Here is a 19812-nt window from a genome sequence, read left to right as displayed (position 1 = left end):
TGTCACGTCACAACATGGACCCGCCTTGAACCCTGTCAGACAGGGGGCTTGGCGGGTTTTGCTTATGTTCAGAAGATGGTTACGCTTGCGAACGTAAGTCCATGATGATATGTTAAAAGTTAGCAACAAAAAGATAACGATTGTAGTGCTTGCAATAAGTGCAACACGCTTCCATGGAATGCCACCCTATGTCAATTAACATGCATTCAAGCAAACATTCTCAGCTCGCCTCCTTCAGCATGAAAACGCTGAGTGCCGCGGTGCTTTCAGCCGTGCTTTGCACCAGCGCCTATGCAGCAGGACTGGGCAAGCTGACGGTGTTGTCTTCGCTGGGCCAACCCCTGCGTGCTGAAATCGAGTTGACTTCGGTGGCCAAGGAAGAGGCAGGCTCGATCGTGGCAAAGCTGGCTTCCGCTGAAGCCTATCGCCAGGCAAACCTGGAGTTCAGTCCGGCACTTTTCACGCTGCGTTTCGCCATCGAAAATCGCGGCGAGCGGCATTTCATCCGCGTGACCTCAAGCCAGCCGATCAATGAGCCGTTTGTGGCAATGTTGCTGGAACTGGGCGGCACCAATAATCGCCTGGTCCGTGAATATACTTTCTTGCTTGATCCGGCTGATTTGCGCATGGGACCTTCGACGCAAGTCGCAGCGACACCGGGCACCGGCGCGCGCGCCGCGGCAACGGGCCAGGCGCCCGCCGTGCGCGCCGACGCGGTGCCGCAACCGGAAGCGTCGCAGCAGGCAATTCGGGAATCGCGTCCAGCAGTCAAGGCAAGCCGTGGCGCTGTTGCCCGCGCTCCCGCTGCCGCAACGGCCGCCGGCGACAATGCATACCAGGTTAAAAAAGGCGACACGCTTGTCGAGATCGCCGGCCATGTAAAGCCCGAAGGCGTCTCGCTCGACCAGATGCTGGTAGCCCTGTATCGTGCCAACGCCAATGCCTTTGTCGGCAATAACATGAACCGCCTGCGCGCCGGCCAGATTTTGACGGTGCCGGAGGCAGATGCGGCAAAATCCATCGGCAAGTCGGAAGCGCGTGGCGTGATCGTCACCCAGGCAGCCGATTTCAACGCTTACCGCAACCAGCTGGCAGGCCAGGTTGCCTCCTCCGCGCAACCGAAGACGGCGGAAGCCAGCCAGAGCGCCGGCGGCAAGATCACCACGCAAGTCGAGGAAAAGGCGACTGCCGTGACGGAATCCAAAGACAAGCTGAAGCTTTCGAAGGCGGGTACAACAGCCAAGACGCCAGGCTCGGGAGCAACGTCAACCACTGGCATTGCATCCGGTACCGAAGACGCGATCGCCAAGGAAAAAGCGCTGGCAGAGGCGGCCTCGCGGGTCAAGGAACTTGAGAAAAACGTCACCGACCTGCAGAAGCTTCTGGAAGTAAAGAACAAGGACCTCGCGGCGCAACAGGCGCAAGCCCAAGCCAATGCCAAGGCAGCGGCAGCAGCACCCGCAGCAGCGGTACCTGCGCCGGTAACTCCGGCACCTGGAGCTGCTGCCCCGGCAGCGGTGCCTGCGCCGGCAGTACCTGCCGCTCCGGCGGCAGATGCCCAGCCTCCCAAGGCCGCATCCGGCACCGAAGCTGCGCCAGCTGAAAAGCCCGCTGTGCCGGCAGAGCCCGTTGCCGAAAAGCCGGCGGCTGAACCTGCGAAACCAGCCGCCAAGCCAAAGGCAAAACCCGTCGCGCCGCCGCCTCCCGTGGAAGAGCCTAGTTTCCTTGATGAATTGCTTGGCAATTCGGTTCTGTTGGCTGGCCTGGGTGCAGGCTTGCTGGCTGGTCTGGGCGGGCTTGGCTTCTACCGCATGCGCCGCAAGAAGCAGGCCGCGCAATACGATGACAGCATCCTTGCCGATTCCAGCCTGAAAGCCAATTCGCTGTTCGGTTCGACCGGCGGGCAGAGTGTCGATACCAGCAACAGCGTGTTCAATTCCAGCTTTGCGCCGGCGGTCAGCCAGCTCGATGCCAACGAGGTCGATCCGGTTGCCGAGGCAGACGTGTATATTGCCTATGGCCGCGATGCCCAGGCTGAGGAAATTCTCAAGGAAGCCTTGCGCACGCAACCGGAGCGCCATGCGGTTCGCCTCAAATTGCTGGAAATTTATTCCAGCCGCAAGGATCTGCGCGCCTTCGAGACCATTGCCACCGAGCTCTACAGCATGACCAAGGGTGAGGGCGAGGACTGGGCCGAGGCGGCAACTATGGGCGTCGCGCTCGATCCGAACAATCCGCTTTACGCCGGCGCCAAGGCGCAAGGCCATGATGGCGGCACGGCCGCGGCCGCGGCGCTCACGGCTGCCACGCAGCCGCAGCACGACGACCTGGATGCCTTGCTGGGTTCGACCGATCAACAGTTGTCCACCCTCGGCGGGCTGGATGGCATCGGCGCAAATTCGGCTTACTTTGACAATTCCGTATTGAGCGACCTGCCTCCTGCTGCAGAAGCGCCGGCGCCGCAAATTGCCGAAGAAGCGCCGAGCGCCAATGGCCTGGATTTCGACCTCGATGGCCTGAATCTGCAGGCGCCCGCTGCCCCTGCCGCACCTGCTGCTGAAGCCGCATCCGACCTGGATTTCGGCAGCATGGATTTCGGGCTGGAGCAGGATCCGCATGCGGCAAGCCTGGAACTCGATCCGACTACGGCAATGAGCGTGGACGTTGGCGGCGACGACCTGGCATTCATGCCGGCCGATGTGCCGAGCTTGCCGGATGCACCGGCGCCACAAACGCCTGAATCTGCTGATGCGACGACGCTGAATTTCGACCTCTCCGATATCAGCCTGGATCTGAATCCAGGCGAAAGCAATGCAGCCAAGGCGCCGCCTGCCGAGGCGCCGGTCCTCGACCTTGACCTCGGCTCGACGCTGGACTTCTCGACTGCAGATACGAAGCTGGATCTGACGCAAAGCCTGCCGAGCTTCGATCTTCCGCAGGATGATTTTGAAAATGCCCTGGTGCTCGACAATGAAGAGGCCGACAGCACGCCGGACTCGGAAATGGCCACCAAGCTGGACCTGGCGATCGCCTACCAGGAAATCGGTGACCGCGAAGGCGCGCGCGAACTGCTGGATGAAGTGATCAAGGGCGGTAATGCCGACCAGTCGGAAAAAGCCAAGTCGCTGTTGATGAGCCTGGCCTGATCCACCCGTGGCACAATGGAGGGCGCAACGTGGTTGCGCCCTTTTTCATTCTTGGTATTGACCGTTCGATGAAAGACTTGAATTGAAACGCATCGTACTCGGCCTCCAATACGATGGTGCGCCCTGGCATGGATGGCAGACCCAGCCCGATGGCCATACTGTACAAGACCAGCTGGAAGCGGCCTTGTTGAAGTTTTCCCGCACCGGTATCGATATCACCTGCGCCGGGCGCACCGATACGGGCGTGCATGCGCTCGAGCAGGTGGTGCATTTCGATACCGGCGTCGAGCGTGACGTGTTTTCCTGGGTGCGCGGTGTAAATGCCTTCCTGCCATCGTCAATTGCCGTGCAGTGGGCGCGCGAGGTCGCGCCGGATGCGCAGGGCGACGAGTTCCATGCGCGCTTCTCCGCGGGTAGCCGTACCTACCACTATCTGTTGCACAACCATCCGACGCGTTCGCCCCTGTTGGCGGGCAAGGCCGGCTGGGTATTCCGTCCGCTGGATGCGGCGCTCATGCAGCAAGCTGCCGCCCATCTGCATGGCACGCATGATTTTTCCGCCTTCCGCGCCGCCGAGTGCCAGGCCAAATCGCCGGTACGTACCATGCAGCGGATCGACATTGCCCGACGCGGTGACCTGATTACCTTCAGCCTGACCGCCAACGCCTTCCTGCACCACATGGTGCGCAATATCGTCGGTTCCCTGATTGCCGTCGGCATCGGCAAGTATCCGCCTGACTGGATGGCGGAAGCGCTGGACTGGCGCGACCGCAGCCGCGTGGCGCCGACATTCATGCCGGACGGCCTGTACCTGGCCCAAATTGCCTACGATTCCAAATGGGGCTTGCCGCAGGAGGCGGCGCAGCCATTCTGGCTGTAACCGGCGGCGTGGAACGGGTATACTTGGTCGTTTATCCCCTTTGCAGCGTGAAGCTGCAGCTGTCACGATGAGCCACCGTACCCGTATCAAGATTTGCGGCATGACCCGTCCGGAAGATGTGCATGCGGCAGCCGTGGCTGGCGCCGATGCGCTGGGCTTTGTCTTTTATGACAAGAGCCCGCGCCATGTCAGTGCCGCGCAGGCGAGGGCGCTCATGGCCCACGTGCCCCCCTTTGTCACGGCGGTCGGCCTGTTCGTCAATGCCGGTGCCGACGAGGTCGCCGCCGTGCTGGCCACGGCGCCGATTTCATTGCTGCAATTTCATGGCGATGAAACCCTTGAGCAATGTTGTGAAATTGCCAGCCGCGTGCGGCGACCTTTCTTGCGCGCGGTGCGGGTGAGGGCGGATATGCAAGCGGCCGATTTGGTAGAATACGACAGGCAGTATCGTTCCTCCAGCGAATGGTTTGCCGGATTGCTGCTCGATGCCTTCGCGGAGGGCTATGGCGGCAGTGGAAAGGTATTTGATTGGTCTCTCATTCCAAAAGAAATCGCGCCTCGGCTCGTTTTGAGTGGTGGCTTGAGCGCACAGAACGCGACTGAGGCAGTGTGCCAGGTACGGCCCTGGGCGGTCGACGTCAGCAGTGGCGTCGAGAGCGCGAAGGGTATCAAGGACGCGGCCCGCATCGCGGCCTTCATCGGCGCGGTACGCGCCGCCGATACGGCAATCAGCCGTTAGCCAAAGACTGAAAAGACTGGAACCATCCTATGACGCAATCGACCGTGTCCGCTGCAGCGGGCCATGCAATTCCCTATGATTTGCCGGACAGTAAGGGCCATTTCGGCCCCTATGGCGGCAGTTTTGTTTCGGAAACCCTGACCAAGGCCCTGCATGAATTGCAGGAAGCCTATGCGCACTACAGCAAGGATCCCGAATTCCGTGCCGAGTTCGAGTACGAACTCAAGCATTTCGTCGGCCGTCCCAGCCCGATCTACCATGCCAAGCGCTGGTCCGAGATCGCCGGCGGCGCGCAAATCTACTTCAAGCGCGAAGACCTGAACCATACCGGCGCGCACAAGATCAACAATGTCATCGGCCAGGCCCTGCTGGCGCGGCGCATGGGTAAGAAGCGCATCATTGCCGAGACCGGCGCGGGCCAGCATGGCGTGGCCACGGCCACCATCTGCGCGCGTTTCGGCCTGGAGTGCGTGGTCTACATGGGCAGCGAAGACGTCAAGCGGCAGATGCAGAATGTCTATCGCATGGAAATCCTCGGCGCCAAGGTCGTCCCCGTGGAATCCGGCTCCAAGACCCTGAAGGATGCGCTGAACGAAGCCATGCGCGACTGGGTCACCAATGTTGAAAATACCTTCTACATCATCGGCACCGTCGCCGGCCCGCATCCTTACCCGATGATGGTGCGCGACTTCCAGTCGGTGATCGGAGAGGAATGCCTGCAGCAGATGCCCGAGATGACAGGACGTCAGCCGGACTATGTGGTGGCATGCGTAGGCGGCGGTTCCAACGCCATGGGGATTTTCTATCCCTATATTCCTTATCCCGATGTCAAACTGATCGGCGTCGAAGCTTCCGGCGAAGGGCTCGACAGCGGCCGTCATGCGGCATCGCTGACGGCCGGTTCGCCCGGCGTCCTGCATGGCAACCGCACCTACCTGCTGCAGGATCAAAACGGCCAGATCATCGAGACGCATTCCATTTCCGCCGGCCTGGATTACCCTGGCGTCGGCCCCGAGCATGCCTGGCTCAAGGATAGCCATCGCGCCGAATACGTTTGCATCACCGATGCCGAAGCGCTGAAGGCTTTCCACGACTGTTGCCGCATCGAAGGCATCATCCCGGCGCTGGAGTCGAGCCATGCGCTGGCCTATGCCGCCAAGCTGGCAGCGACCTTGCCAAAGGATAAGATCGTCCTGGCCAACCTGTCCGGTCGTGGCGACAAGGACATGCATACCGTCGCCGGCTGGAAAAGCTGAGGCAGGGGCTGACAAGCACTTAAAACTAGCTGTAGCGGCGCCGATCAACCAGAAAAACCACTCCATGTCACGCATTCACACTACTTTCGCCGCGCTCGCGGCACAGAATAAAAAGGGCCTGATCCCCTTCATCACCGCGGGCGATCCTGCGCCAGAATTGACCGTGCCGCTGATGCATGCGCTGGTGGCCGGCGGCGCCGACGTGCTGGAGCTGGGGGTGCCTTTTTCCGATCCGATGGCCGAAGGCCCGGTGATTCAGCGCGCCTGCGAGCGCGCGCTGAAGTTCAATGTCGGCATGCATGACGTGCTTGGCTACGTGCGTGAATTCCGCAAGACCAACGCGGCTACCCCGGTGGTATTGATGGGCTATGCCAATCCGATCGAGCGCATGGGCGTGGACGCCTTTATTGCCGCGGCGGCGGCAGCGGGCGTGGATGGCAGTATCGTGGTCGATTATCCGCCGGAAGAGTGCGAGGAATTCGCCACGAAGATGCAGGAGCAGGGCATGGACCCGATCTTCCTGCTGGCGCCGACCTCCACCGAGGAGCGCATGCAGCAGGTGGCCCGTTACGGCAGCGGCTTCAGCTACTATGTCTCGCTCAAGGGCGTCACTGGCGCCCAGAACATCGACACTGCGGAAGTGGCTGCCAAGATCGCCACGGTGCGTCGCCATGTCAAGCTGCCCATCGGGGTCGGCTTCGGCATTCGCGATGCCGCCACGGCCAAGGCGGTGGCCAGCGTCGCCGACGCCGTGGTGATTGGCAGCCGGATCATCCAGGAACTGGAAAATACGCCGCGCGACCAGGCCGTGGCAGCGGTGCAGACGTTTATCTCGGGTATCCGGCGCGCCCTCGACGAATAAGTTGCAGTCAAGGCGGCTGTCCTTTAGGATGGCGGCCAAGCGAAGTCTGGCAAGCGGATTGTGTTAGTATTTAAGAAACTATGCTTGTCTTGAATAAAGCAAATTTTGCATTTAGGCAAAACAATAATTGAAAGAGGCGCCATGAGCTGGCTAGAAAAATTACTTCCTCCCCGCATCCAGCGTAACGATACCGCTTCCCGCAAATCGGTGCCGGAAGGCTTGTGGGTCAAGTGCCCTTCTTGCGAAGCAGTGCTGTACCGTACAGATCTGGAATCCAACCAGCATGTCTGTCCCAAGTGCGACCATCACATGCGCATTCGCGCGCGCGACCGCCTCGACGCATTGCTGGATGCCGAAGGGCGCTATGAAATCGGCCAGGAAACGCTGCCCGTCGATACGCTCAAGTTTAAGGATAGTAAGAAATATCCTGACCGCCTGAAGGCCGCCATGGAAGCGACGGGTGAAACCGATGCCCTGATCGTCCTGGGTGGCGCCATCATGAGCCTGCCGGTGGTGGTGTCCTGTTTCGAGTTCGAATTCATGGCCGGTACCATGGGTTCCGTCGTCGGCGAGCGCTTCGTGCGCGGCGCCCAGGCGGCGCTGGACCAGAAAGTGCCATTCATTTGCATCACCGCTTCCGGTGGCGCGCGCATGCAGGAAGGCTTGCTGTCGCTGATGCAGATGGCCAAGACGACGTCCATGCTGACCAAATTGTCCGAAAAGAAGCTGCCTTTTATTTCAGTGCTGACCGATCCGACCACGGGTGGCGTCTCGGCCTCGTTTGCCTTCATGGGCGATGTGGTCATCGCCGAGCCGAAGGCCCTGATCGGTTTTGCCGGCCAGCGCGTGATCGAAAACACCGTGCGCGAGAAATTGCCGGAAGGTTTCCAGCGCGCTGAATTCCTGCAGCAGAAAGGCGCTGTCGACATGATTGTCGACCGCCGCAAGATGCGCGAGGAAATCGCCCGCCTGTTGGCATTGCTGCAAAACCAGGCGGCCGAAGTGGTCGCCTGATGCCGCTGTCAGCCTTGCAAGCCCGAACCGCAGTCAGGTTCGGGCTTTTTAATTTCAAAATCGTTCCCATCTAGTCGTCATGCAAAATACTCCCGCCACCCTGGCAGACTGGCTTGCCCAGCTTGAAACCCTGCACCCGAAGGCAATCGACCTCGGTCTTGAGCGGGTGGCCCGCGTCAGGGAGCGATTGGGAATTGCCTTTGATTGTCCCGTGATTACCGTGGGCGGCACCAATGGCAAGGGCTCTACCTGCGCCATGCTGGAGTCGATGCTGCTGCAGGCCGGTTATAAAGTCGGCTTGTACACTTCGCCACACCTGTTGCATTTCAATGAGCGCGCCCGCGTTGCCGGCGAACCGGTTGCCGATGCTGCGCTGGTCGAGCAGTTTGCCGCAGTGGAGGCGGCGCGCGGCGACGTCTCGCTGACCTATTTCGAATTCACCACGCTGGCCATCTTGCGCCTGTTCGCGCAGGCCGGGCTGGATGCCGTGATCCTGGAAGTGGGATTGGGCGGGCGCCTGGATGCGGTCAATATCATCGATGCCGACGTCGCCATCGTTACCAGTGTCGACATCGACCACCAGGAATACCTGGGTGACACGCGCGAGCAGATCGGTTTTGAGAAGGCCGGCATCTTCCGTGCGGGCCGTGCGGCGATCTGCAGCGATCCGGTGCCGCCCAAGTCGCTGGTCGCGCATGCCGAGGCGATCGGCGCCGACCTGTGGCTGGTCGGGCGCGACTTTAATTATTCCGGCGACAAGCAGCAATGGAACTATGGCGGCCGCAGCCAGCGCCGCAATTCCCTCGGCTATCCCAGCCTGCGTGGCGCCAACCAGTTGTTGAATGCCTGCGCCGCGCTGGCGGCGCTGGAAGTCCTGCGCCTGCGCTTGCCGGTAGGCGCCCAGGAAGTGCGTACCGGCCTCGTGCTGGTCGATTTGCCGGGGCGTTTCCAGGTCTTGCCGGGACGGCCCGCGGTCGTTCTGGATGTGGCCCACAACCCGCATGCGGCGGCGACGCTGGCGCAAAATCTCGGCAACATGGGTTTTCACCGCTTCACCTACGCCGTGTTCGGCGCCATGCAGGACAAGGATATCGATGGCGTCATCGCGCATCTGAAGGGCGATGTCGACCACTGGTGCCTGACTGACCTGCCGCTGCCTCGCGCGGCCAGTGCCGAGAGCATCAAGGCCCGTCTTCTGGCCGCTGGCGTTGTGCCGGGAGCCGGCGCTGATGCCGAATCCAGTATTGCCTGTTTTGCTACACCAGCGGACGCATATGCAAATGCGCTGAATAGAGCCGGCGAGAATGATAGAATTGTGGTTTTCGGATCTTTCCTGACTGTCGCCGGTGTTATGGAAGCCCGTCAGCAGGTCCGCAGTCAAGCCGATAAGGCACAATCTTCCTCGCAACCATAGAACTGAACGCATGAGCTTGTTCTCGTTTTTCCGCAAAAACAAGCAGGAAGCCCCGGATGACGGCGCATCGTATCCGCGGGCCAAGGACGAGCCGAATCCCAAACGCCCGCGCGCGCGCCGCAAATCGTCCGATGACGATGAGGCGGGTGATCCGGTCTTGCCGGAAAAGAAACGTGCGCGGCGACGCCTGATCGGCGCGGTCGCGCTCGTACTTGCCGCTGTCATCGGCTTGCCCATGGTGCTGGATTCCGAACCCCGGCCGGTGGCGCAGGATATTGAAATCACGATTCCCTCCAAGGACCCGGCGCGGCAGCCCCGGCGCCTGCCGGCTGCTGCTGCGCTCGATCCTGCCGAACAGATCATCGAACCTGTGGATGAGACGGTCACCGGGAAAGTCGCGGCCGTAGCCGCCGTAGCCAATCAGGTCAGCGGCACGCCTGCCAGCGTCGCCCCGGCGTCAACCCCCAAGCCCGCTGAAGCGACGCCTGCCGCCGATGCCAAAAGCACCCAGGCGCAAGTCGCCCCCAAGGTCGAAACAAAGCCTGCCGCCAAGGCTGAAGCCCAGGTGGCAGCCAGGGCCGAGTCGAAGCCGCTTGCCAATGAAGGCAAGGATGCCGCGCGTGCGCGCGCCATCCTCGAAGGCAAGCAGACCGCCGAGGCGGACAAGCCGCAGTCGGACAAGAAAACCGGCAAATTCATGCTCCAGGTTGCGGCACTGACAAGCCAGGAAAAAATCACCGAATTGCGCAACAAGCTCAAGTCGGCCGGCATCGCCAGCCAGACCCAGAAAGTGCCTACTGCAGGCGGTGAGCGCACCCGCGTGCGCGTCGGCCCCTTTGCCAGCAAGGAGGAGGCCGAGAAGATGCGCGCCAGGCTGGTCAAGCTCGGTTTGAACGGCAGCCTCGTGCCGCTGGGCGAGTGAAGGGCGGCTGACGGATGGATTGCAAGGCGTGACGATTTTTGATTATCTGGTGCTGTTCGTGCTGGTGTGTTCGATTGTCATCAGCACCATGCGTGGCCTGATCAAGGAAGTGCTCTCGTTGCTGGGCTGGGTCGTCGCACTGGTTGTTGCCAATGCGTATGGGCAGGATCTGGCGGGGATGCTGGGCGGTGTCATTCCCGGTGCCGTGATGCGCCTGATCGTTGCCTTCATCGTTTTGTTTATTGGCGTAAGATTGCTCATGGCCCTGTTCGCGCTGGCCGTGGATGCCGTGATCCGTCGCAGCGGCCTCGGCGTCGCCGACCGCGGTCTTGGCGGCCTGTTCGGCCTGGCGCGCGGCCTGGTGCTGGTGCTGGCGGCAGTGCTGCTGTGCGGCCTGACGGCGATCCCGCAGCAGCCATTCTGGAAAAATGCCTTGTTGAGTCCGCTGGCAGAAACCGCGGCGCATACAGTCAAACCATTTTTGCCCGGCGCTTTCGCCGGTAATGTGAAGTTTTAAGAATTGCGGGACAGAGTTTGTAAGCTGCCGTAGGGCAGCGAGCTACTCTGTCCCCAACATTTCAAATAGATTTTTGTCTTAAGTTGAGGAGTCCACCATGTGTGGCATAGTTGGCGTCGTTTCTAACTCCCCGGTCAACCAGTTGATTTATGACGCATTGCTGCTGCTGCAGCACCGCGGTCAGGACGCTGCCGGTATCGCAACCAGTCATGGCAACAAGTTTTCCATGCACAAGGCAAATGGACTTGTGCGTGACGTATTCCGTACGCGCAACATGCGTTCCCTGCCAGGCAATGCCGGTATCGGCCAGGTCCGTTATCCCACTGCCGGTTCGGCCAGCAGCGAGGAAGAGGCGCAGCCGTTCTACGTGAATGCGCCGTTCGGCATCGCGCTTGCCCACAATGGCAACCTGACCAACTGGGAACAGCTCAAGATCGAGATGTTCAAGAATGACCGGCGCCACATCAATACGGATTCCGATTCGGAAGTCTTGCTGAATGTGCTGGCACATGAAATCCAGGAAGCGACCAGCGGCTATTCGCTCGACCCGGCAGCGGTGTTCCGGGCCGTGACCGTCCTGCACAAGCGGGTGCGCGGCTCCTACGCCGTGGTAGCCCAGATCGCCGGTTACGGCATGCTGGCTTTCCGCGATCCCTACGGCATCCGTCCCCTGTGCATCGGCGTCAATGAAACCGAGAAGGGCATGGAATACATGGTGGCCAGCGAGTCGGTTGCGCTGGAAGGCCTGGGCTTCCGGTTCCTGCGCGATGTCGTGCCGGGCGAGGCGATCTTTATCGACCAGGACCTCAAGCTTTATCAACAGCAATGCGCCGAAAGCCCGCTGCTGCATCCCTGCGCCTTTGAATTCGTCTACTTTGCCCGACCGGATTCCGTGATCGATGGCGCATCGGTGTATGCAACGCGCCTGAAAATGGGTGAGTATCTTGCAGAAAAAGTGCGCAAGCAATTTTCCCGGGGCGATATCGATGTCGTCATGCCCATTCCGGATTCGTCGCGTCCGGCCGCCATGGAACTGGCGCTGAAACTGGGTATCGAGTACCGCGAGGGTTTCATCAAGAACCGGTACATCGGCCGTACCTTCCTGATGCCGGGGCAGGCCGTGCGCAAGAAATCGGTGCGCCAGAAACTGAATGCGATTCCTTCCGAATTCAAGGGCAAGAACGTGCTGCTGGTCGACGACTCGATCGTGCGCGGCACCACCAGCCGTGAAATCGTGCAAATGGCGCGGGAGTCCGGCGCCAAGCGCGTGATTTTCGCCTCGGCCGCGCCGCCGGTGAAATTCCCCAATGTGTATGGCATAGACATGCCTACACGCAAGGAACTGATTGCTTTTGGCCGTACCGAAGAAGAAGTCTGCCGTGAAATTACTGCCGACGACCTGGTGTACCAGGATGTCGATGCGTTGATGCGTTCCATTTCCGACATCAATCCGGCACTGCGGCGCTTCGAGGCATCCTGCTTTACCGGCGATTACGTTACCGGCGACATTTCGCGCGATTACCTCGACCGCATTGAATTCGCCCGCAACAATCCCAAGCCGGTCATTGAAGACCTGGTGCGTTCGCAATTGAATCTCAACCTGGCGCAGGCCGACTGAGGCGGCCGGCAATAGCTGAATTGACATGACCGACAGCAAAAAATACGGCTTCACCACCACCATCCTGCATAGCGACCGGCAAAAGCCGGTCGAGCATGGATCCCTGCACAAGCCTATCCATACCTCCGTGGCCTTCGGCTACAAGGATGCGCGTGAACTGGCCGAGGTATTCCAGGGCAAGAAGCCCGGCTACCGTTACGGCCGCCAGGGCAATCCCACCGTATCCGCCCTTGAAGATAAGATCACCGGGATGGAAGACGGCATTGCGACCTTGTGCTTTTCCACCGGGATGGCGGCAATTGGCGCCGTGGCGCAAGCACTGCTGCGCGATGGCGACCATGTGGTGTCTTCGGCTTTTTTGTTCGGTAATACCAATAGCCTGTGGCAAACGGTTAATTCCCAGGGTATCGATGTGTCGTTTGTCGATGCCACCGATGTCGCCAATGTCGAAGCTGCGCTGACCCCGGCCACGCGCCTGGTATTCGTCGAGACTATTGCCAACCCGCGCACGCAGATTGCCGACCTGGCGCGCATCGGCGACTTGTGCCGGCAGCGCGGCATCCTGTATGTCGTCGACAATACGATGACTTCGCCCTATCTGTTCCGGCCGAAGCAGGTTGGCGCCGGCCTGGTCGTCAATTCCCTGACCAAGTCGATCGGCGGCCACGGCAACGCGCTGGGGGGCGCGCTGACCGATACCGGGATGTACGACTGGAATGCCTTCCCCAATATTTACGACAATTACAAGCGCAGCCCGGTGCAGCAGTGGGGCATGGCGCAATTGCGCGCCAAGTCCCTGCGTGATTTCGGCGGCTCGCTCGGCCCGGAAGCCGCACACCACCTGGCGGTCGGCGCCGAGACCATGGCGCTGCGGCAGGACCGGGAATGTACCAATGCCCTGGCGCTTGCGCACATGCTGCAGGCCGACCCGCGTGTCGCCGCGGTGCATTATCCAGGCTTGCCTTCGCATCCGCAGCACGCCCTGGCGCGTGACTTGTTCAAGGCTTATGGCGGCTTGTTCAGCTTCGAATTGAAGGATGGCATCGATTGCTTCGATTACCTGAATCGCCTGAAGCTGGCTGTGCCTGCAAGTAACCTGGGCGATACCCGTACCCTCGTGATCCCCGTGGCGCATACCATTTTCTATGAAATGGGCGCCGAACGGCGCGCCAGCATGGGCATTGCCGAATCCCTGATCCGCGTCTCGGTGGGGATCGAGGATACCGCCGACCTCGTCGAGGATTTCAGACAGGCGCTCGACGCCTGAATCAAGGCAGCAAGGCTTGTGCGCTGGGTGTGTCCAGCTTGTGCGGATGCTGGCCCGGGCGGAATTCCCGGAAGCGCGCCAGCAGCCTGTCGGCCTGCACTTCATGCATCAGCAGGGTGGCTTGTGCCTGCTTCAGGAAGCCCTGGCTGACGACTTGCCCGAGGAAGCTCAGCAGGCCATCGTAAAAGCCGGCGACATTCAGCAAGCCGATCGGCTTGTCGTGGAAACCCAGTTGTGCCCAGGTCAGGGTTTCGAACAATTCCTCCAGCGTGCCGATCCCGCCGGGCAGGGCAATGAAACCGTCCGACAGCTCGGCCATCATGGCCTTGCGTTCATGCATGTCCTTGACGACGTGCAGCTGCGTCAAGCCGTGGTGGCCGACCTCCCAGTCCAGCAAGGCCTTGGGAATGATGCCGGTGACCGTGCCGCCCAGTCGCATCACTTCATCGGCGACGACGCCCATCAAGCCTACTTTTCCGCCGCCATAGACCAGGGCAATATCGCCTTTTACCATTTCCTGCGCCAGTGCCCTGGCGGCCTCGGCATATGCCGGCAGGATGCCCGGCGACGAGCCGCAATAGATGCAAATCGATTTCATAAGGGTTTTCCTGATTTTCGCAGCAGCATAGCATTATTCGTCAGGCTGTCCGGCCGCGAATATTTCGTCGATGACGATCTTTTGCACGCGCGGGTTCAGGCCCAGAGCCACATGGCCAATGCCGTGCAGGTCGATGTTGCGCGCGCCCGGCAGTTCGGAGGAAGTTTGCGGGGCGATGATATTGTCGTGATGGGAATAGATCGATACGAACAGCGCATAACGCCGGTGGTCTTCGCGCGCTGCGAGTTCCTGTAGCCAGGCGCTCGGCGTGCCGCCGCGATCGCTGGCAATCCAGCGCATTTGCTCGCTGTTGTCGCCCATGCCGAAGTCGGCCAGTCCGGTGCCGTGATGCGGCGTGCCTAGGGTAATGACGCGGGCGATGCGGTCATCGCCATGGACATTCAGGTAGGCACGTGCCACCAGTCCGCCCATGCTGTGCGCCAGCAGTATGACTTTCTGGCTACCGCTTTCCTGGCGCAGTCTTTCGACAGCTTCGTGCACGGATGGCACGAAGCTGTCGATGTCGCCGAAGATCGGTTCCAGGCTGACCGCGTGGTGCGTAATGCCTGCGTCGCGCAGCTTGCGGCTCATGCTGTGCCAGTAACCGCTGTTGCAGCCATAGCCGTGGATCAGCAGTACTGGCAAGCCGCGCGATTGCAGCGCCGTGTGGCCGGCGAAGGCGTGAAATGGCAGCGTCCACGATGAACTGAGCATGGTGGAACGGAATTCATTCAGATACAGGCGGCATGCCTGGAATGCGGTGAGGCGGCAGTGTCCCGGGGTTTCACTGCGAAAGCGCCAGGCAAGGCGGAAATTATTGGCGGTAATGGACATCCGCACGGCCAGCAGCACGATTGCGGCGCACAGGATGGCTGGTGCCGGCGCCATGCCGTTCAAGCGTGTGAGGCCATAGGCGATGGCCGCAGCAATGGCCAGCTGCGCAATCAATATTAATCTGGAAACAAGAGCAACCATGTGCGAGCAAAACCGACCTGATGCCAGTAGCCAGTGTAGCCTAGCCGGCCGGCACGCGCCGGAAAAGCATGGCCGGTATCTAGCGCGGGGTGGCTGCAGCGGCTGGCTGCCGTGGGACAGGCTTTGTCATGACCAGGCGCGTGCCTGCCAGGCGATCATGCAGGAACTGGCGTTGCGGATCGAGATAGATGGCGACGGCCCACAGCAGCAAGTTCAGCGCAGGGATCAGCATCAGCATCCAGGTGGCTGCGCCCAGGGCAGCTGCCAGCCCGAGGCCGGGCAGGAACCACAGCCATGCCAGCAGATAGCGCAGGATTGCGCGCCAGGCGGGCACCGCCGCACCATTCTTGTCCACCAGGCGGATATGCCAGGTTTTCATGGCCAGGGTCTGGCCGCCATGAGTCCAGAACCAGACGAAATAGGCACCTGTCACCAGTACCAGCCAAAGCTGCTGGGCATGGCGCAGATACAGGGCATGACGCTGCTGCAGCAAGGTGGAAAAAAGCCATGCGGCAATGAACAGCACGCCGAACAGCAGCATGGATTCATACAGCATGCTGGCAAGGCGGCGTTTCAGGGGAGGAGCAAGGGTATCCAACGGCGTGAATGGTGAAGTTGTTCGGTTTCCAGGCCCTAGCCCAGTGCATCGACCGGAGGAACGGCGGGATTGGCCGGAGTCGCAGGCCCCGGTGGCGCCGTTGGCAGCGGCGCAGCCGGTGGTGGCGCGACCGGCATTTCGGTCGGGGCGGATGGTAGCACAGGTGGGGTGGGTTTGGTTGCCGCCGGCTTGCTGAGATCGGCCTGGGGGCGCGGCAGGTTGACGACGTTTTTCTTTCTTTCCGCCTTGTCCACCAGCTTTTGCTTTTCCTCATGCGGGAGGTTTTGGTACATCTCCCATTTCGCCGATTTTTGCCCGGCATCGAGTTTTTTGGCGCGCACATAGCTTTCGCGCGCGATGCGCCGCTGTTCCGGCGTCAGTTGCGTCCATTCCTGCATGCGGGTCTGCAGGCGTTGCTGCTCTTCCGGCGCCATTTGCGCATACCGGGCGGCGATTTCCAGCCACTTTTTCTTGCGGATGCCATCCAGGTCATTCCATTCGGCCGCCAGCGGGGCGAGTGCCTGCCGCTGCGCCAGCGTCAGCTCGGCCCAGCGCGGACGCTTGTCGGTGGGCGATACCTTGCCGGCAAGTGATTGCGGGCCTTGCGGCGCAGGCAGGACAGTATTCTCTCCCCGTGGCAGGGTGGCTCCCGGCGATGCGCCTGCCGGGTCTTCGCCGCGCGAACATGCCGCCAGCAATGCAAGGACGATAACTCCAAGCATGCGCCCGGCGCCGCGCAACAGCACGGCCGGATTCGCAAACACCTGGAAAGCCGCCATTGTCATTCTTAATCGTCCCGTGCTGCCAGATAGGCATTGAATCCCTTGTCGACGTAAGCCGAGACCGGAAGGTCATCGGCCAGCACGGCCACATCGAGTTCCGCCAGTTCGGCAATGCGCTGTTCCTGTTCGAATTCGTACAAGCCGACAAATATCAGGGCGCCAACCAGCAAGGGCGTCAGCACGCCGACGCGGCTCAGCCACGACATGCGCTCCTGCATATAACCGCCGAATTGCCCGGCGATGGCCAGGCTGCTGATGCGAAATCGGAGGGCTTCGGGCTTTTTGCGGGAAAGGGCATTTTTGCGCGCGGAAGCCAGACGATCTGCGGTGGAAGCCGGCAAATTGTCCAGGTTCTGATCAAGCGCATGCTTGACCCGGTAGGCGAAATTCAGGTCTTTGGTATTCATAAGTAAATTCCCTTGGCTTTCAATGCACGTGCCAGTGCATGAGTTGCTCGTGAGCAATGTGTTTTGACGCTGCCCTCGGTGCACCCCATGGCTGCTGCGGTTTCGGCGACGTCCAGATCTTCCCAGTAACGCATGAGGAAGGCCTGGCGTTGACGGGTTGGCAGTTTTTGTACTTCGCCGTCTATGATCGCCAGCAGTTGCGCGCGTTCCAGGTGGTCGGCGCCAGACTCTGCGGCCCCGCTGCCGGCTTCGGCTGCATAGCTTTCCAATAAATCAAATTCGTCGTCGTCGCCCTGGTCGCTGCCCAGGCTGGAAAACAGGCTGACCCAGGTATTGCGCACCTTTTCGCGCCGGAAGTGGTCGAGAATGGCGTTTTGCAGGATGCGCTGGAACAGGGGCGGCAGTTCCGCCGCGGGCTTGTCGCCGTACTTCTCAGCCAGCTTGATCATGGCATCCTGCACGATATCCAGTGCTACTTCATCCTTGTGCACGGCATAGACGGCCTGTTTGAAGGCGCGCCGCTCGACATTTTCGAGGAAGTCGGAGAGTTCTTTGTCGGTTGCCATGCGATGGAGCGGTCATCCTGAAGATGCCGCCACGTAGTGCCTCGGTACAGGTCGATGTGGATGCTGATTACAAAACTGCACGAATGCTAGCAAAAAAGCTTTTGATTGTGCAGGTTTTTTTACTCAAAATCCTTGATTTCAAAGGGAATTAATTGAATATTACTTGACCAAAACGAGGCAACGCATTAACGTATCATTCCCTTCGACATCCCGAAGGGATCTTTCGTCCGTCTGCACCCGGCTCAAGATGCCGGATGCTGGATGGGCATGCTTCACTTTGAAAGCTGTTTGCTCTAACCCACGCCACAAGCGTGAGGGACTCTCAAGCCTGTCAGGCAGGCTTGTCGCGTTGCCCTGGAAACCCCCGGCTGAACGAGTGGCATCAAGCGCTGGTTTGAAACGCATCTACGGATGCGCGCAGAATCCGCGTGACTGCCCGAACAAGGGAAGCCTCCGGATCCATCGTCGCGCACAGTCCCGCCAGGAGAGAGCATCCGATCAATTTCCAATGGACCTTGAAAGGACGTAGTATGAGTTCAGAAATTACCGGCGCAGAGATCGTCGTACGCTGTCTTGCCGAAGAAGGCGTTGAGCACGTTTTCGGCTATCCCGGTGGCGCAGTGCTGTATATCTATGACGCCATCTTCAATCAGGACAAATTCCAGCATATTCTGGTGCGCCACGAGCAGGCTGCGGTTCATGCAGCGGATGCCTATTCGCGCAGTTCCACCAAGGTGGGCGTTGCCATCGTTACCTCGGGCCCTGGCGTCACCAATGCCGTGACTGGCCTGGCGACCGCCTACATGGATTCGATTCCGATGGTGGTCATTTCCGGCCAGGTGCCGTCGACGGCGATCGGCCAGGATGCTTTCCAGGAATGCGACACGGTCGGCATCACCCGCCCTTGCGTGAAGCACAATTTCCTGGTCAAGGATGTCAGGGACCTGGCATCCACCATGAAGAAAGCTTTCTATATCGCCAGCTCAGGCCGTCCAGGCCCGGTACTGGTCGATATTCCCAAAGACATTACCATGCACAAGTGCGCATTCGACTATCCGAAGGAAGTCGAGATGCGTTCCTACAAGCCGGTGGAAAAGGGCCATGCCGGCCAGATCCGCAAGGCCGTGCAAATGCTGCTGCAGGCAGAACGTCCGATGATTTACGCCGGCGGCGGCGTGATCCTGGCCGACGCTGCGCCGGAACTGAACAAGCTGGTCGACCGTCTCGGTTACCCCTGCACCAACACCCTGATGGGCCTGGGCGGCTACAAGGCCACCAGTGAGCTGTCGGTGGGCATGCCTGGCATGCACGGCACCTACGAAGCCAACATGGCCATGCAGCACTCGGACGTGATGATCGCCATCGGCGCGCGCTTCGATGACCGCGTGATCGGTAACCCGAAGCATTTTGCCTCGCAGTCGCGCAAGATCATCCATATCGATATCGACCCCTCGTCGATTTCCAAGCGCGTCAAGGTTGATGTGCCCATCGTCGGCAATCTCAAGGAAGTGCTGCAGGAATTCCTGGCGCAACTGGATGCCGCCGACGCCAAGCCCAACAACGCTGCGGCGCTGGCCGACTGGTGGAAGCAGATCAATCAGTGGCGCAGCCGCGAATGTCTCAAATACGCCGGCTCGGACGAAGTCATCAAGCCGCAATCGGTGGTCGAGAAAGTCTGGGATATCACCAAGGGCGATGCCTTCATTACCTCCGACGTCGGCCAGCATCAGATGTGGGCTGCGCAATACTACAAGTTCGACAAGCCGCGCCGCTGGATCAATTCCGGTGGTCTTGGCACCATGGGCGTGGGCTTGCCGTACGCCATGGGCGTGCAGATGGCCAACCCGGATGCCACGGTCGCCTGCATCACCGGCGAAGCCTCGATCCAGATGTGCATCCAGGAGCTCGCTACCTGCAAGCAGTATCACCTGACGCCCAAGATCATCCTGCTGAACAACCGTTTCCTCGGCATGGTGCGCCAGTGGCAGCAAATCGACTATGGTTCCCGCTATTCCGAGTCGTACATGGATTCTCTGCCTGACTTTACCAAGCTGGCGGAGTCGTTCGGCCATGTCGGCATGAAGATTGAAAATCCGCGCGATGTCGATGGCGCATTGAAGGACGCTTTTGCCATGAAGGACAGGCTGGTATTCATGAATTTCATCACTGACCAGACCGAGAATGTCTGGCCGATGGTGAAGGCCGGCAAAGGCTTGACTGAAATGCTGCTGGGCTCGGAGGATCTGTAATC

The 19812-nt window shown here is 60.4% G+C and carries 18 protein-coding genes; 12 read left to right on the top strand and 6 right to left on the bottom strand.

Translation table 11 applies throughout. The features are described 5' to 3' along the window. The first annotated feature begins 239 nt into the window (after window positions 1-239). The 11 genes from EKL02_RS11365 (at window position 240) to EKL02_RS11315 (ending at window position 13635) form a co-directional block, all read left to right on the top strand. Complete coding sequence (locus EKL02_RS11365) at window positions 240-3146, top strand: FimV/HubP family polar landmark protein (protein ID WP_164932014.1); 2907 nt, start codon at window positions 240-242, stop codon at window positions 3144-3146. A gap of 82 nt (window positions 3147-3228) precedes the next feature. After that, entirely contained in the window at window positions 3229-4026 is a 798-nt protein-coding gene (truA, locus tag EKL02_RS11360; protein ID WP_128902157.1) for a tRNA pseudouridine(38-40) synthase TruA, read from the top strand. A 67-nt stretch (window positions 4027-4093) separates the two neighbouring features. Next, window positions 4094-4765: a phosphoribosylanthranilate isomerase gene (locus EKL02_RS11355; RefSeq protein WP_128902156.1), complete on the top strand. Its 672-nt coding sequence runs from the start codon at window positions 4094-4096 to the stop codon at window positions 4763-4765. Between the two features lie 29 nt (window positions 4766-4794). Next, window positions 4795-6021: a tryptophan synthase subunit beta gene (trpB, locus tag EKL02_RS11350; protein ID WP_128902155.1), complete on the top strand. Its 1227-nt coding sequence runs from the start codon at window positions 4795-4797 to the stop codon at window positions 6019-6021. 64 nt (window positions 6022-6085) lie between these two features. After that, window positions 6086-6883: a tryptophan synthase subunit alpha gene (gene trpA, locus EKL02_RS11345; protein ID WP_128902154.1), complete on the top strand. Its 798-nt coding sequence runs from the start codon at window positions 6086-6088 to the stop codon at window positions 6881-6883. A 141-nt stretch (window positions 6884-7024) separates the two neighbouring features. Beyond that, a complete protein-coding gene (gene accD / locus EKL02_RS11340; protein WP_128902153.1) occupies window positions 7025-7897 on the top strand; it encodes an acetyl-CoA carboxylase, carboxyltransferase subunit beta in 873 nt (290 codons plus the stop codon). 79 nt (window positions 7898-7976) lie between these two features. After that, on the top strand, window positions 7977-9311 hold the full coding sequence (gene folC / locus EKL02_RS11335) for a bifunctional tetrahydrofolate synthase/dihydrofolate synthase (RefSeq protein ID WP_128902152.1): 1335 nt from the start codon (window positions 7977-7979) through the stop codon (window positions 9309-9311). A 10-nt stretch (window positions 9312-9321) separates the two neighbouring features. Next, a complete protein-coding gene (locus EKL02_RS11330; RefSeq protein WP_128902151.1) occupies window positions 9322-10233 on the top strand; it encodes an SPOR domain-containing protein in 912 nt (303 codons plus the stop codon). Between the two features lie 28 nt (window positions 10234-10261). Then, a complete protein-coding gene (locus EKL02_RS11325) occupies window positions 10262-10750 on the top strand; it encodes a CvpA family protein (RefSeq protein WP_128902150.1) in 489 nt (162 codons plus the stop codon). 97 nt (window positions 10751-10847) lie between these two features. After that, window positions 10848-12368, top strand: a complete 1521-nt coding sequence (gene purF / locus EKL02_RS11320; protein WP_128902149.1) for an amidophosphoribosyltransferase — start codon at window positions 10848-10850, stop codon at window positions 12366-12368. Window positions 12369-12393: 25 nt separating this feature from the next. Then, the gene (locus EKL02_RS11315) at window positions 12394-13635 is read left to right on the top strand and encodes a cystathionine gamma-synthase family protein (protein ID WP_128902148.1); all 1242 of its coding nucleotides are present in this window, start codon (window positions 12394-12396) and stop codon (window positions 13633-13635) included. Window position 13636: 1 nt separating this feature from the next. Here the strand turns inward: EKL02_RS11315 and EKL02_RS11310 are convergent, their stop codons facing one another. The 6 genes from EKL02_RS11310 to EKL02_RS11285 form a co-directional block, all read right to left on the bottom strand. After that, window positions 13637-14233, bottom strand: coding sequence for a TIGR00730 family Rossman fold protein (locus EKL02_RS11310; RefSeq protein WP_128902147.1), 597 nt, complete (start codon window positions 14231-14233; stop codon window positions 13637-13639). A 33-nt stretch (window positions 14234-14266) separates the two neighbouring features. Continuing rightward, the gene (locus EKL02_RS11305; protein ID WP_347232083.1) at window positions 14267-15181 is read right to left on the bottom strand and encodes an alpha/beta fold hydrolase; all 915 of its coding nucleotides are present in this window, start codon (window positions 15179-15181) and stop codon (window positions 14267-14269) included. Window positions 15182-15287: 106 nt separating this feature from the next. Continuing rightward, the gene (locus EKL02_RS11300; protein WP_164932071.1) at window positions 15288-15764 is read right to left on the bottom strand and encodes an RDD family protein; all 477 of its coding nucleotides are present in this window, start codon (window positions 15762-15764) and stop codon (window positions 15288-15290) included. A 77-nt stretch (window positions 15765-15841) separates the two neighbouring features. Further along, window positions 15842-16591, bottom strand: coding sequence for a DUF3106 domain-containing protein (locus EKL02_RS11295; protein ID WP_128902145.1), 750 nt, complete (start codon window positions 16589-16591; stop codon window positions 15842-15844). Window positions 16592-16593: 2 nt separating this feature from the next. Continuing rightward, window positions 16594-16995: a DUF3619 family protein gene (locus EKL02_RS11290; RefSeq protein WP_128902144.1), complete on the bottom strand. Its 402-nt coding sequence runs from the start codon at window positions 16993-16995 to the stop codon at window positions 16594-16596. Beyond that, window positions 16992-17561, bottom strand: coding sequence for an RNA polymerase sigma factor (locus EKL02_RS11285; RefSeq protein WP_128902143.1), 570 nt, complete (start codon window positions 17559-17561; stop codon window positions 16992-16994). The genes EKL02_RS11290 and EKL02_RS11285 overlap by 4 nt, the downstream gene beginning before the upstream one ends. Window positions 17562-18091: 530 nt before the next feature. Between EKL02_RS11285 and EKL02_RS11280 the strand changes: the two genes are divergently transcribed. Continuing rightward, on the top strand, window positions 18092-19810 hold the full coding sequence (locus tag EKL02_RS11280) for an acetolactate synthase 3 catalytic subunit (protein WP_128902142.1): 1719 nt from the start codon (window positions 18092-18094) through the stop codon (window positions 19808-19810). The last annotated feature ends 2 nt before the right edge of the window (window positions 19811-19812 follow it).

Source organism: Janthinobacterium sp. 17J80-10 (assembly GCF_004114795.1).
Taxonomy (GTDB): Bacteria; Pseudomonadota; Gammaproteobacteria; order Burkholderiales; family Burkholderiaceae_D; genus Paucimonas.
This window is presented reverse-complemented; position numbering and strand designations above follow the sequence as displayed.

Bases quoted from the DNA above. Each gene is read 5' to 3' on its own strand.
- EKL02_RS11365 (WP_164932014.1), top strand. From the start codon at position 240: ATGAAAACGCTGAGTGCCGCGGTGCTTTCAGCCGTGCTTTGCACCAGC.
- EKL02_RS11355 (WP_128902156.1), top strand. From the start codon at position 4,094: ATGAGCCACCGTACCCGTATCAAGATTTGCGGCATGACCCGTCCGGAA.
- trpB (WP_128902155.1), top strand. From the start codon at position 4,795: ATGACGCAATCGACCGTGTCCGCTGCAGCGGGCCATGCAATTCCCTAT.
- trpA (WP_128902154.1), top strand. From the start codon at position 6,086: ATGTCACGCATTCACACTACTTTCGCCGCGCTCGCGGCACAGAATAAA.
- accD (WP_128902153.1), top strand. From the start codon at position 7,025: ATGAGCTGGCTAGAAAAATTACTTCCTCCCCGCATCCAGCGTAACGAT.
- folC (WP_128902152.1), top strand. From the start codon at position 7,977: ATGCAAAATACTCCCGCCACCCTGGCAGACTGGCTTGCCCAGCTTGAA.
- EKL02_RS11330 (WP_128902151.1), top strand. From the start codon at position 9,322: ATGAGCTTGTTCTCGTTTTTCCGCAAAAACAAGCAGGAAGCCCCGGAT.
- purF (WP_128902149.1), top strand. From the start codon at position 10,848: ATGTGTGGCATAGTTGGCGTCGTTTCTAACTCCCCGGTCAACCAGTTG.
- EKL02_RS11315 (WP_128902148.1), top strand. From the start codon at position 12,394: ATGACCGACAGCAAAAAATACGGCTTCACCACCACCATCCTGCATAGC.
- EKL02_RS11310 (WP_128902147.1), bottom strand. From the start codon at position 14,233: ATGAAATCGATTTGCATCTATTGCGGCTCGTCGCCGGGCATCCTGCCG.
- EKL02_RS11300 (WP_164932071.1), bottom strand. From the start codon at position 15,764: ATGCTGTATGAATCCATGCTGCTGTTCGGCGTGCTGTTCATTGCCGCA.
- EKL02_RS11295 (WP_128902145.1), bottom strand. From the start codon at position 16,591: ATGACAATGGCGGCTTTCCAGGTGTTTGCGAATCCGGCCGTGCTGTTG.
- EKL02_RS11290 (WP_128902144.1), bottom strand. From the start codon at position 16,995: ATGAATACCAAAGACCTGAATTTCGCCTACCGGGTCAAGCATGCGCTT.
- EKL02_RS11285 (WP_128902143.1), bottom strand. From the start codon at position 17,561: ATGGCAACCGACAAAGAACTCTCCGACTTCCTCGAAAATGTCGAGCGG.
- EKL02_RS11280 (WP_128902142.1), top strand. From the start codon at position 18,092: ATGAGTTCAGAAATTACCGGCGCAGAGATCGTCGTACGCTGTCTTGCC.